This is a genomic window from Massilia sp. 2TAF26, assembly GCF_052115005.1.
GTDB lineage: Bacteria > Pseudomonadota > Gammaproteobacteria > Burkholderiales > Burkholderiaceae_D > Telluria.
In genome coordinates, this window is record NZ_JBFRFV010000003.1 from 115,544 (window position 1) to 127,991 (window position 12,448).

Below are 12,448 nucleotides of genomic sequence, written 5' to 3' on the forward strand. Positions count from 1 at the left end.
ATCAAAGTTATCGCGACGATCGATTGAAAGCTGCCGATAGCACTTCGCCCAAGCGGAAAGACATGAAAAATACTGTGTGCGGGTTGCGCACTGACAAGGTTTTCGTGTACTTTACGTGATTGAATTTGTCAAAACGTGAACACGCAATTTTTTAAGCGTGTTTAACGGGTGGCAAACCGATCAAAAAATGGGACGCTGATTCATTCAGTATGCACGTAAGCTTCGCGAAAAGAACAAGCCGCATTGCCTGATTAATGTCGGGCATGGCGGCTTTTTCTTTTCGCGCTCTCGCGGGCAGCGGTGTGGACAGCGCAGTGAACCATCGAACTTTTGTCGTTTCGGTCGTCGGCGACGACGATAGCTGAAGTGCTGCAGACTTGAGGAGTTGCAGCAGTTCAGCTGGTGCCGGATTCATTGACGCAGACGCCGAGTGTGCGCCGATGAATAATTCGCCCGACCAAGCAGACCGGGTTGGACGGGTTCAAACCTTGTAGCGTATTTTCTCATCGCAGAGAAGGAGAACTTAAAATGGCAACAGCCGCTAAGAAAACCGCAGCAAAGCCGGCCGCAAAGGCCGCCGCAGAAAAAACCGTCGCCGCTAAAAAGACGGTAGCCGCCAAACCGGCCGCTAAAGCCGCCGCCAAACCGGCCGCCAAACCGGCCGCCAAAGCCGCTGCAAAACCGGCTGCTAAAGCCGCCGCTAAACCGGCAGCTAAAGCCGCAGCAAAACCGGCAGCAAAAGCCGCAGCAAAACCGGCAGCCAAGCCGGCCGCTAAAGCCGCTGCAAAACCGGCTGCAAAGAAAGCCGCTGCAACCAAGACCGCTGCTAAAGCTCCGGCCAAGAAAGCTGCTGCAACCAAAGCAGCTGCACCGGCAAAGAAAGCCGCTGCAAGCAAAACCGCTGCCAAAGCTCCGGCAAAGAAAGCCGCAGCAACCAAGACCGCTGCCAAAGCTCCGGCCAAGGCTGCAAGCAAGACCGCCGCCAAGGCAGCTGCACCGGCCAAGAAAGCCGCCGCAACCAAGACCGCTGCCAAAGCTCCGGCCAAGAAAGCTGCCGCAACCAAGACCGCTGCCAAAGCTCCGGCCAAGAAAGCTGCCGCAACCAAGACCGCTGCCAAAGCTCCGGCCAAGAAAGCTGCYGCAACCAAGACCGCTGCCAAAGCGCCGGCCAAGAAAGCTGCTGCAACCAAGACCGCTGCCAAAGCGCCGGCCAAGAAAGCTGCTGCAAGCAAGACCGCCGCCAAAGCTCCGGCCAAAGCCGCTGCAAGCAAGACCGCCGCCAAGGGCTCGGCTTCGCCAGTGGCGAAGACGGGCGCCAAGCCTGCTGTAAGCAAGACCGCCGCCAAAGCTCCGGCCAAAGCTGCTGCAAGCAAGACCGCCGCTAAAGCTCCTGCCAAAGCTGCTGCAAGCAAGACCGCCGCTAAAGCTCCTGCCAAAGCTGCTGCAAGCAAAACCGCTGCCAAAGCCCCGACCAAGGCTGCTGCAAGCAAGACCGCTGCCAAAGCCCCGGCTAAAGCTGCTGCAAGCAAGACCGCTGCCAAAGCTCCGGCCAAAGCTGCTGCAACCAAGACCACCGCTGCCAAGGGCTCGGCTTCGCCAGTGGCGAAGACGGGCGCCAAGCCTGCCGCAAGCAAAACCGCTGCCACCAAGGCACCGGCTGCTGCCAAAACCGCCGAGTCCAAGCCGGCAGTGAAGGCCGCCGCCAAGCCGGCAGCCAAGCCGGCCGCAAAGAAAGCCGCCGCGCCGAAGGCCGAAGCCAAGCCGGAAGCCAAGCCGGAAGCGAAAGCGGAAGCCAAGCCGGAAGCCAAGGCCGAAGCGAAAACCGAAGCCAAGCAGGACAGCGCATCGGCAGGCCAGGCAGCCCAGTCGACCGCCAAGACCGTGCCGGTGCCGGCAGCATGGCCGTTCCCGACCAGCAGCCGTCCGTAATACCTTTCTTGCCTGGTTCAGGCAAAATACCGCTGTGTGAGAAATTCACACAGCGGTTTTTTTTTAAGGAGTCCTTGTGCTGCCCATTCTTCAGTTGATCGTCGATACCGCGGCCAGCGTCGTCGGTGGAGTCTTGTTGTTGCGCTTCTGGATGCAGGCGATCCGCGTGCGGCCGCCCATGTCGATCGCCCAATTCATCTTCACCTTGACCGATTGGCTGGTACGCCCGCTGCGCCGTCTGCTGCCGGGTCTCGGCGGCTATGACTGGGCTAGCCTGATCGGCGCTTTCCTGATCGTGCTGGTGGCGAGTTCAGTGATGCTGGTGGCGGGGTGGAGCGGATACACCGTCGTGCTGTACGCCGTGTTCCGCTTCCTGAACTGGATCATCTACGGCTTCATGGGCCTGTTGATCATCGAAGTGGTGTTCAGCTGGATCAATCCGCATGCGCCGCTGGCGCCTTTCATCCGGGCGCTCAACGACCCGCTGCTGCGGCCCTTGCGCCGCGTGATCCCGCCGGTGGGTGGCCTGGACCTGTCGGTACTGGTTGCGCTGATCCTGCTGCAGATCATCAAGTACCTCCTGGGCCAGGCGCTGTTCTGAAGTCCTGACCCAGTGATCAGAAGCGGTAGCCGAATGCCGCTTCGAACTTCTCCGCGATGTCCTCGGGCGTGAAGCTGTGGTTCTGGCCGCCCTGGTGGGCGATCTTGATGGAGCCGAGCAGGCTGGCCAGGCGGCCGCTGGTCGGCCAGTCCAGATCGTTCGCGATACCGTACAGCAGGCCGGCGCGATAGGCGTCGCCGCAGCCGGTCGGATCGACCACGCTGCTGGCCGGCACCGCCGGAATCTTGTGGTGCTCGCCGCCGGCGTAGATGTCCGAACCCTGCTCGCCACGGGTGACGATCAGCGCGTCCAGGCGCGAAGCGATGTCCTGCAGAGTCAGGCCGGTACGGTCCATCACCATCTCGAATTCGTAATCGTTGCAGGCGAGGTAGCTGGCCTGGTCGAGGAAGGTCAGCAGCTCTTCGCCGTTGAACATCGGCAGCTGCTGGCCCGGATCGAACATCAGCGGCACGCCGCGCTCCGCGCAGTCGCGGGCATGCTTGATCATGCCGTCGCGGCCATCCGGCGAGACGATCGCGACGCGCAGCGGCAGGTAGTCGGCCAGGCTGTTCTCGTGCGAGAACTGCATTGCGCCCGGGTGGAAGGCGTTGATCTGGTTGTTATCCAGGTCGGCGGTGACGAAGCACTGGGCGGTGTAGGCGTGGTCGATGGTGCGGATCGCATTGGTCGCCAGCCCCTGCTTTTCCATGCGCTCGAGGTAGTCGCCGCCGTCCTGGCCGATGGTGCCCATGATCAGCGGATCGCCACCCAGCATCTTCAGGTTGTAGGCGATGTTGACGGAGCAGCCGCCGAACTCGGTGCGCAGGGTCGGCACCAGGAAGGATACGTTCACGCGGTGCAGCTGGTCGGCCAGCAGGGTTTCGCCGAAGCGGCCTTGGTATTGCATGATCTTGTCGAAGGCAATCGAACCGCAGATCAGCGCAGTCTTGGTCATGTTGGGTCCTGAGTCAAACTAGGGATAAAAAACGATCATATGGTAGCCGGACGGCTTCAGATCCGTGAGCGTGAAGTTCAGCCGGACCGGCTGTTCCGAACGCGCGGCGAAGCCGGCGGCCACCGGCACGCCCTTCGGCAGATAGTCGGCAGGGCCGAAGACGCGGCGCAGCAGCGGCTTGTCGTTGGCGTCGGTCAGTTCGAGCTGGATGCTGGGCCAGGCCTGCGCGAGGCTGCCCTGGTTGCGCAGCAGCGTGTTGAGCGAATAGGTGTCGACGCCGAGGGTGGTCAGTTCGCCGGTCTCGATCGACAGGTTCTCGACCTGGCTCGGGAGGCCGACGCGGCAGCCCAGCACGGCGCAGGCGCTGCCGAGCAGCGGCCTGGCGCCCGGATAGCGCGCCGCCAGCACGTTGCGGAAGTCGAGCACCAGCTGGGCCGCCAGCAGCAGCGCCAGGACCACGGCGCCGCCGATCATCAGGAGGCGCCGGGTCCGCCCCGACTCTTCCTGCTTGCGGCTGCGCTTGACGAACTCCGGCTCGTCGGTCTCGAGGGACGCCGGCACGCGCAGCTTGGGCGCATCGATCCTGGTAGGCGTGAGCCTGGAGCGGCGCGTGCGGGCCTCGACGGCCTTGGCGCGCGCCGATTTCATCGCCGGTCCGGGCGCCGGGGCGGATGACGGCATCAAGGTGTCGACGCCGGCCGCGGAGGCGCGCATGGGCAGTGCGGCGGATGGAATATCGTCCGGCGGGGTGCTGGTGGTGGCGGTTATGGCCGGCGCTGCGGGCGCTTCGTCGGCATCGGCGTCCTCGTCGCCGGGCAGCGGACGGGCAACCAGTTCCTCGTCCACCGGCAGATCGAAGCTGGGCTCGATGCGGCCCTGGGGCGCGTAGGCGGAAGCAGCCGGCGGCGGCGGCGCAGCTTCGGCGGGCGTTTCGGCCGGTACCGGCTCGGCGATGGCAGCGGGAGCCGTCTCCGCCGCTTCAGGCGCGACATCGGCTTGCACTGCCGGTTCTTCCGGCACCGCCGGTTCGGCTCCCGGCGCCGGTTCGGGCGCAGCTTCCGCTTCCGGAATCGTTCCCGGCTCGGGCGCGGGTTCAGTCTCGGGCTCGGGCTCAGGCACAAGCACAAGCCGAGCGGCCGCCATGCTGCCGCCGTTACGCCAGACCTGCGCACGCGGCGCAGTCGCAGGCACGGGCGCAGCCGCCGGCTCCTCGGGCGCCGGTTTCGGCAGGATGCCGAGCGGGTCGAAGGTGTGGTCAAAATCGAGGGTGTAGACGGGCAGGGCCTCGGCGGCATCGTCCTGCGGCTGCGCGCTGTGCTCGTCGGCGGTAGTCAGCGGGGCGGGAGCCGTGGCAGCTCCCTCAGGTGCAGGTTCCACGGCGGGAGCGGTGGCAGGGGAAGGCGCCGGCGCCGGCGCGCCGCCGGCCTTGCTGGCCGCCAGCGCATCCAGGTCGATCAGGTGGGCGTTGCCGTCAAAGATGCTCTGGCAGGCGCCGCAGCGGACGATGCCGCCGCGGAGCTTGAGCTGGTCCGAGGCGACCCGGAACGTGGTGTGGCAATGAGGGCACTGGGTGGCGAGCGCCATGCCGCTTAGTCAGCGCCGTGGGTGCCGTGCAGAGCGACCCAGCCGTCCAGCTCGGCCCAGACGCTCAGCTTGATGAAAGGTGCGTAGGCGGCGGCCACTTCCTCGGCCTGGCGTGCCAGCACGCCCGACAGGATCAGCGCACCGCCCGGCGCGACGCGGCCGGACAGCATCGGCGCCATCAGCTTCAGGGGGCTCGACAGGATGTTGGCGACCACGATGTCGAAACAGCTGTTGCCATACTTCGAGGCGCCGAATTCTTCCGGCACGTAGAAGTCGATCTCGCAGTTGTTGCGTTCGGCGTTCAGCCTGGCAGATTCGATCGCCTGCGGGTCGATGTCGACCCCGACCACGTCCTGTGCCCCGAGCTTCCTGGCGACCATCGCCAGGATGCCCGAGCCGCAGCCGTAGTCCAGCACCGACTTGCCCGGCGCCGGATGGGCTTCCAGCCACTCCATGCACAGGCGGGTGGTGGGGTGGCTGCCGGTGCCGAAGGCCAGGCCCGGATCGACTTCCAGGATCAGGCCGTTTGGGTCCGGGGCTTCGTGCCAGCTCGGCACGACCCAGATGTTCTTGCCGATGTGGATGGGTTCGAACTGCGACTGCGTCAGGCGCACCCAGTCGGCATCCGCCACCGGACGGGTGGCGAACGACGGGACGGTGCCCAGGCCGATCGCGGCCGAAGCCTCGGCCACGATCGCGGCCTGGTCGGCGTCGACATCCGTCAGCGCGACCACGCGGCTGTGATCCCAGGCTGCCTCGGTCGGCACCATGCCCGGCTCGCCGAACAGCGGCCTTTCCTGGGCGGTGCCTTCGTCGGCGTCCTCGACCGAGACCGACAGCGCACCCGCTTCCATCAGGGCGTCGGACAGGCCCTCGGCGTGTTCGCGTGCGATCTCGATGACGACTTCAGTCCAGCTCATTGTTCGCCCTTGGTCTCGGATTTGGAACCGATCGCGCCATCCTTCGGCAGGTCCGGCTTGTGGGCCAGTTTCTGCTCCAGGTAGTGGATGTTGGTGCCGCCCTCGATGAAGCGGGCGTCGACCATCAGTTCGCGGTGCAGCGGGATGTTCGTCAGGATACCCTCGACCACCATTTCCGACAACGCGATCTGCATGCGGCGGATCGCCTGCTCGCGGGTCGCGCCGTAGGCGATCACCTTGCCGATCATCGAGTCGTAGTGCGGCGGCACGTAGTAGCCGGCGTAGGAGTGCGAATCGACGCGGATGCCGGGGCCGCCCGGCGGATGCCAGCTGGTGATGCGGCCCGGCGACGGGGTGAACTTGAACGGATCTTCGGCGTTGATGCGGCACTCGATCGCATGGCCCGACAGCATGATGTCGCGCTGCTTGAAGCGCAGGCGCTCGCCGCAGGCGATGCGGATCTGTTCCTGGACGATGTCGATCCCGGTGATCATCTCGGTGACCGGGTGTTCGACCTGCACGCGGGTGTTCATCTCGATGAAGTAGAACTCGCCGTTCTCGTACAGGAATTCGAAGGTGCCGGCGCCGCGGTAGCCGATCTTGCGGCAGGCTTCGGCGCAGCGTTCGCCGATCTTCTCGATGGTCTTGCGCGGGATGCCCGGTGCCGGCGCTTCCTCGATCACCTTCTGGTGGCGGCGCTGCATCGAGCAGTCGCGCTCGCCCAGCCAGACGGCCTGCTTGTGCTCGTCGGCCAGGACCTGGATCTCCACGTGGCGCGGATTTTCCAGGTACTTCTCCATATAGACTTCGGGATTTCCGAAGGCAGTGCCGGCTTCGGTCTTGGTCATCTGCACGGCGGACAGCAGGGCTGCCTCGGTGTGGACGACGCGCATGCCGCGACCGCCGCCGCCGCCGGCGGCCTTGATGATGACCGGATAGCCGATCTTGCGCGCGATCTGGATGATTTCCTTCGGCTCGTCCGGCAGGGCGCCTTCCGAACCCGGCACGCAGGGCACGCCGGCGCGGATCATCGCCTGCTTGGCCGACACCTTGTCACCCATCATGCGGATCGATTCCGGACGCGGGCCGATGAAGACGAAACCCGATTTCTCGACGCGTTCGGCGAAGTCGGCATTTTCCGACAGGAAGCCATAGCCCGGGTGGATCGCTTCGGCGTCGGTGACTTCGGCCGCGCTGATGATCGCCGGCATGCTCAGGTAGCTCTGCGCGGATTGCGCGGGACCGATGCAGACGGATTCATCGGCCAGTTTCACGTACTTGGCGTCCTTGTCGGCCTCCGAGTGCACGACGACCGTCTTGATGCCCATCTCGCGGCAGGCGCGCTGGATACGCAGCGCGATTTCACCACGATTGGCGATAAGAATTTTTTCAAACATGGTATGCGGTGTTTCTGTGAGTGCCGGCGGAGCCGGATGCAACAGGAAGAAATGAATCGGGCCCGGATCTCTTTCTGAGAGTCCGGGCCTTGATGTTTGGTACTTAGCCGATCACGAACAGCGGCTGGCCGAATTCGACGGGCTGGCCGTTTTCCACCAGGATCTTGGTGACGGTGCCGGAGATGTCGGAATCGATTTCGTTCAGGAGCTTCATCGCTTCGATGATGCACAGGGTGTCGCCTTCCTTGACGGTGGCGCCCACTTCGACGAAGGCCGGAGCGCCCGGCGCCGACGAACGGTAGAAGGTGCCGACCATCGGCGACTTGACGACGTGGCCGGTCGGTTCGGCGGCTGCCGGCGCTGCGGCCGGGGCTGCAGGTGCCGGGGCGCCGGCGACGGCCGGTGCGGCGTACTGCTGGACGCCTTGCGGCGGAACCATGACCACCTGATTCTGCGGGATTGCGGAGGATTTGACGATGCGAACCTTGCTTTCGCCTTCGGTCACTTCGAGTTCAGCGATGTCCGATTCGGCAACGAGGTCGATCAATGTCTTGAGTTTTCTTAGATCCATGTGAAACCCCTTGGAATTATTTGTAGTTGAATGCGGCGCGTCAGGTGGTTAGCGCGAATCCGCACAGAATGCGTGAAGTTGACGTAGATTAACGCTCTTTGAGCGCAAAGTCGATGGCAAAGCGATATCCATCAGCTCCCAGTCCACAGATCGTCCCTTGTGCGATCGCAGACAAAAACGAGTGGTGACGAAACTCCTCACGCTTATAAATATTAGAGAGGTGGACCTCCACGAACGGGATGTCCACCGCCGCCAGCGCATCGCGCAGGGCAACGCTAGTGTGGGTCAGCCCGCCCGGGTTGATGACGATCGCATCCACTCCTTCCTGCCTGGCAGCATGGATACGGTCGATCAACGCGCCTTCATGGTTGCTCTGGAAGCAAGCAATGCTTGCTCCCACCGCTGCTGCCTGGGCAGTGGCGGCCTGCTCGATGTCGGCCAAGGTCGTTGCGCCGTACACCGCAGGCTCGCGCGTCCCCAATAGATTCAGGTTGGGGCCGTTGAGCAGCAGTAGCTTTTTCGCCATGATGAACCGTCTATTTGCCCGAAAGACAGGCATTTTGCCGTCAACATTGTGTGTTGGCAAGCGATAAAAAGCGCTCTGAATATAAGTGAACGACCGTTCGCTTGTGCGCCGCCAAAATGCCGGATGACTACAGCTTAGCGAGATCTGCCCGAAGTTGATCGAACTTCAGGCGCCCCAGATACGTCTTGCGCACCTGGCCGTCCGGGCCGATCAGCACCGTGAACGGCAGGCCGCCATTCACGTTGCCGAGTTCGCGGGACAGATCGGTGCCGCTCATGCCGCCTACATACAAGGGGTAGGACACCTTCGTCTTCTTGACGAATTCCGCGAGGTTCGCCGGCGAATCGATGCCGATGCCGATGACATTGAAGCGTTTGCCGCCATCCTTGGCCGCCAGCTCGGACAGTTCCGGCATCTCCTGCACGCAGGGCGCGCACCACGATGCCCAGAAATTCACCAGCAGCGGCTTGCCTTTCCACTGGCCCAGGGACTGGGATTTGCCGGACAGGTCGTTCAGCGACTGTGCATACAGATTGCTGACCGCGCTGTGCGGGCGGCCGTCGCTGGTCGGCGAATAGGCGGTGGTCAGGGGACCCTTGGTTTCCTGCTTGACGGCGGCGATGGCGCCGAACACGGCAAAGGCGGCCGCCAGGATGGCGTAGCCGGCCAGATTCTTCTTATTCATCTTGCTCTAAGGTCTCGTCGGTAATCATCAGGGCGCGCAGGCCGGCCGTGTCCACGCGTTGCAGGCGGCCGTCGGCGCGCGGTTTCAGGGCGCCGCGCAAGTCGTTCATTTCATACAGCTCGGCGTGGACGGTCTCCTTCTTCCATTGAAAGCTGACGGTTTCGACCGGCTCGTGGCGGCCGCCCTTGAAGTGCGGCGTTTCCGAGATGCCGATGTCGACGTTGCGGTTCAACAGGAAGATCTCGACTTCCTTGGCGCTGTCGGCGAACAGCTGCAGGTGGATGTCGTCGTGCTCGCCCGCGGTGCCGTTCAGCACGGCGCCGGTGAGGTAGGGCCGGAACTCGGCCAGCTGCTCCATCACCTCGAGGGCGGTGCCGCGCAGATGCTGCAGGCGGGCGGCCTGGGCCGGCCCCTGGAACAGGGCCTGGTAACGGCGCACTTCGTCTTCGACCTGGATATTGTCCGGTAAATGGTTGGGGGAGGGCCGGTCCACGCCCAGCACCTGGCGGGCGGCCTTGGCCTTGGCGGTGGCATAGTCGGCCCCATCCTGCGCAATCATGCGCGCGGCGGTGGCCGCAATACGTGCGCGTAACTGTTGGAGGTCGTCATTTGGCGTTGGCATCATGTCCGTGATCATACTCTTGAACGGAAAATGGCATCGTGTCGGGTAAAATCGCGTATTCGCAATTTTCCCGGCAGTAGCGCCAACAAACATGCACATCCACATCCTCGGCATTTGCGGCACCTTCATGGGCGGGCTGGCAGTCCTGGCAAAAGAGGCCGGCCACCGCGTCACCGGGTGCGACGCCAACGTCTATCCTCCGATGAGCACCCAGCTCGAGGCCCAGGGCATCGAGCTGATCCAGGGCTACAGCCCGGACCAGGTGGCGCTCGAGCCCGACCTGTACGTGATCGGGAATGTGATGACGCGTGGCAATCCGCTGATCGAGGAAATCCTGAACCGCGGCCTTCCTTATATGTCGGGCCCGCAGTGGATCGGTGAACATATCCTGCGTAATAAATGGGTGCTGGCCGTCGCCGGTACCCACGGCAAGACCACGACCACCTCGATGCTGGCCTGGATCCTCGAAGATGCCGGCTATTCGCCGGGCTTCCTGATCGGTGGCGTGCCGATGAACTTCGGCATCTCGGCGCGCCTGTCGGGCGAAGCGGAATCCGACTTCTTCGTCATCGAAGCCGACGAGTACGACACCGCCTTCTTCGACAAGCGCTCCAAGTTCGTGCATTACCACGCCAAGACGGCGGTGCTGAACAATCTCGAATACGACCACGCCGATATCTTCCCGGACATCGGCGCCATCGAGACCCAGTTCCACCACCTGGTGCGCACCGTGCCGGGCGTCGGCCGCCTGATCGTGAACGGCGACGAAGCCTCGCTGGCGCGCGTGCTCAAGCGCGGCTGCTGGAGCGAAAAGGAAGCCTTCGGTGCATCCGAAGGCACGAACTGGAGCCTGGTCGAGCATCCGGGCGGGTCCAGCTTCGACGTTCTCTTCAATGGCGAACTGCAGGGCACCGTGCACTGGGACCTGACCGGCCACCACAACCGCAACAATGCGCTGGCCGCGATCGCCGCCGCCCGCCACGTCGGCGTGCCCCCGGCCCAGGCGATCGAATCGCTGGCGCGCTTCCAGAGCGTCAAGCGGCGCATGGAGGTGCGCGGCGTGGTGAAGGACGTGACCGTGTACGACGACTTCGCCCACCACCCGACCGCGATCGCGACCACGGTTGCCGGCCTGCGCCAGAAGATCGGAACAAGTAAAGCCGGCACCCCGGGCCGCATCCTGGCCGTGCTCGAGCCGCGCTCGAACACCATGAAGCTGGGCGCGATGAAGGATGCGCTGCCGGGCAGCCTGAAGGATGCCGACCTGGTGTTCGGCTTCGGCAGCCAGCAGGCGCTGGGCTGGTCGCTGGCCGATGCCCTGAAACCGCTGGGCGGCATCGCCCACAGTTTCGACCAGCTCGACTATATGGTGAAGGCCATCGTGCAGGCCGCCCAGCCGGGCGACCACATCCTCGTGATGAGCAACGGCGGCTTCGGCGGCGTGCACCAGAAGCTGCTGGAGGCGCTGGCGGAATGAGCGGTTTTCCGCATCTGTTATACCTGCACGGCTTCCGCTCCTCGCCGAAATCCTTCAAGGCGCGGGTGGTGCAGCAGCGCATGGAGCAGCTCGGCTGCGCATCGAAGCTGATCTGCCCGCAGCTGCCGGCCTCGCCCAGGGCGGCGATGGAGCTGGTGCTGACCCTGGTCGAGCGCCATCGGGACAATCTGGCCATCGTCGGCTCCTCGCTGGGCGGCTTTTACGCGACCTGGCTGGCCGAGCGCTTCGGCTGCCGCGCGGTGCTGATCAATCCGGCGGTCGATCCGCTGAAGGACCTGGACAAGCACGTCGGCGTGACCACCGCCTGGCATTCCGACGAGCCCTTCGAGTTCAAGCGCGAGTACATCGACGAGCTGGCCGAGCTGAAAGTGGCGCGGATCACGCGTCCCGAACGCTACTTCCTGCTGGCCGCCACCGGCGACGAGGTGCTGGACTACCGCGACATGGTCGCCCATTATGCCGGCGCCCGTCAGCACGTGATCGAGGGCAGCGACCATGCGGTGTCGGAATTCGAACAGTATGTCGACGAGGTGCTGGACTTCTGTAGATCGGGCACGGCGTCGTGAGGCCGGCGTCGCTGCGCCGGGCCCGCTGGCTGGGGAATCCGGATAGCGTGGGCGCCGGCGCCGCCATGCGCGACTGGCTGACCACGCCGGGCTCGCTGACCGCGCGCCTGATCGCGCACAGCCGCCAGTTCCGCGTGCAGAAGCTGCGCCAGGAGACTAATCTGTGCCTGGCGGACGAAGCCGTGGCGATCGGCCTCGCGCGGCCGCGCCGCGTGTGGGAACGCGAGGTGCTGCTGCGCTGCGACGGCGAGCCGGTGGTCTACGGCCATACCGTGGTGCCGACGAGCGCGACGGCGCAGGACTGGCCGCTGTTCTCGGCGCTGGGCGAGCGCTCGCTCGGCACCACGCTGTTCCGCGATCCGCTGGTCAGGCGCGGCCAGCTCGAATTTGCCCGGATCCGTCCGGGCCATCCCCTGCTGGCGCGCGTGCAAGCGGCGCTCGCCAGGGAGGGCCGGAGCCTGGGGTCCGATACCGTCTATCATGCACGGCGTTGCCTCTATCGCCGCCGTCAAGGCCTGCTGCTGGTCACCGAGGTATTTTTGCCCGCGGTGCTGAACCTGGCGGCGGCCGCAACCAATTTGAACACGAAATAAC

Annotated in this window: 13 protein-coding genes; 5 read left to right on the forward strand and 8 right to left on the reverse strand. The window is 64.4% G+C overall.

The window, feature by feature from the left end; genetic code table 11:
* Nucleotides 1–471 precede the first annotated feature (471 nt).
* Together AB4Z32_RS04180 and AB4Z32_RS04185 are read left to right on the forward strand one after the other, a co-directional pair.
* Complete coding sequence (locus AB4Z32_RS04180) at nt 472–1,929, forward strand: transcriptional regulator (protein WP_441934658.1); 1,458 nt, start codon at nt 472–474, stop codon at nt 1,927–1,929.
* A gap of 76 nt (nt 1,930–2,005) precedes the next feature.
* On the forward strand, nt 2,006–2,530 hold the full coding sequence (locus AB4Z32_RS04185) for a YggT family protein (RefSeq protein ID WP_441934659.1): 525 nt from the start codon (nt 2,006–2,008) through the stop codon (nt 2,528–2,530).
* Between the two features lie 16 nt (nt 2,531–2,546).
* Here the strand turns inward: AB4Z32_RS04185 and AB4Z32_RS04190 are convergent, their stop codons facing one another.
* The 8 genes from AB4Z32_RS04190 to AB4Z32_RS04225 all read right to left on the reverse strand — a co-directional run bounded on the left by AB4Z32_RS04190 (nt 2,547) and on the right by AB4Z32_RS04225 (nt 9,793).
* Nucleotides 2,547–3,485, reverse strand: coding sequence for a carbohydrate kinase family protein (locus AB4Z32_RS04190; protein WP_441934660.1), 939 nt, complete (start codon nt 3,483–3,485; stop codon nt 2,547–2,549).
* A gap of 18 nt (nt 3,486–3,503) precedes the next feature.
* Nucleotides 3,504–5,069: a zinc-ribbon and DUF3426 domain-containing protein gene (locus tag AB4Z32_RS04195; protein ID WP_441934661.1), complete on the reverse strand. Its 1,566-nt coding sequence runs from the start codon at nt 5,067–5,069 to the stop codon at nt 3,504–3,506.
* 5 nt (nt 5,070–5,074) lie between these two features.
* Complete coding sequence (gene prmA, locus AB4Z32_RS04200) at nt 5,075–5,989, reverse strand: 50S ribosomal protein L11 methyltransferase (RefSeq protein WP_441934662.1); 915 nt, start codon at nt 5,987–5,989, stop codon at nt 5,075–5,077.
* Complete coding sequence (accC, locus tag AB4Z32_RS04205; protein WP_441934663.1) at nt 5,986–7,386, reverse strand: acetyl-CoA carboxylase biotin carboxylase subunit; 1,401 nt, start codon at nt 7,384–7,386, stop codon at nt 5,986–5,988. The genes prmA and accC overlap by 4 nt, the downstream gene beginning before the upstream one ends.
* 103 nt (nt 7,387–7,489) lie before the next feature.
* Entirely contained in the window at nt 7,490–7,957 is a 468-nt protein-coding gene (gene accB, locus AB4Z32_RS04210; RefSeq protein ID WP_441934664.1) for an acetyl-CoA carboxylase biotin carboxyl carrier protein, read from the reverse strand.
* Between the two features lie 88 nt (nt 7,958–8,045).
* Nucleotides 8,046–8,483 (reverse strand): type II 3-dehydroquinate dehydratase, encoded by a 438-nt coding sequence (gene aroQ, locus AB4Z32_RS04215; protein ID WP_441934665.1) that lies wholly within the window; start codon nt 8,481–8,483, stop codon nt 8,046–8,048.
* 127 nt (nt 8,484–8,610) lie between these two features.
* Nucleotides 8,611–9,168: a TlpA family protein disulfide reductase gene (locus tag AB4Z32_RS04220; RefSeq protein ID WP_441934666.1), complete on the reverse strand. Its 558-nt coding sequence runs from the start codon at nt 9,166–9,168 to the stop codon at nt 8,611–8,613.
* The gene (locus AB4Z32_RS04225; protein WP_441934667.1) at nt 9,161–9,793 is read right to left on the reverse strand and encodes a hypothetical protein; all 633 of its coding nucleotides are present in this window, start codon (nt 9,791–9,793) and stop codon (nt 9,161–9,163) included. Before AB4Z32_RS04225 ends, AB4Z32_RS04220 begins: the two co-directional genes overlap by 8 nt.
* Nucleotides 9,794–9,881: 88 nt before the next feature.
* Here AB4Z32_RS04225 and mpl point away from each other — a divergent pair, with 88 nt between their 5' ends.
* The 3 genes from mpl to AB4Z32_RS04240 are packed head-to-tail and all read left to right on the forward strand — an operon-like array spanning nt 9,882 to nt 12,447.
* The gene (mpl, locus tag AB4Z32_RS04230; protein WP_441934668.1) at nt 9,882–11,267 is read left to right on the forward strand and encodes a UDP-N-acetylmuramate:L-alanyl-gamma-D-glutamyl-meso-diaminopimelate ligase; all 1,386 of its coding nucleotides are present in this window, start codon (nt 9,882–9,884) and stop codon (nt 11,265–11,267) included.
* Nucleotides 11,264–11,854 carry a YqiA/YcfP family alpha/beta fold hydrolase gene (locus AB4Z32_RS04235; RefSeq protein WP_441934669.1) on the forward strand — a complete coding sequence of 197 codons (591 nt, stop codon included), beginning with the start codon at nt 11,264–11,266 and terminating at the stop codon, nt 11,852–11,854. Before mpl ends, AB4Z32_RS04235 begins: the two co-directional genes overlap by 4 nt.
* The gene (locus tag AB4Z32_RS04240; protein WP_441934670.1) at nt 11,851–12,447 is read left to right on the forward strand and encodes a chorismate--pyruvate lyase family protein; all 597 of its coding nucleotides are present in this window, start codon (nt 11,851–11,853) and stop codon (nt 12,445–12,447) included. Before AB4Z32_RS04235 ends, AB4Z32_RS04240 begins: the two co-directional genes overlap by 4 nt.
* Nucleotide 12,448: the final 1 nt, after the last annotated feature.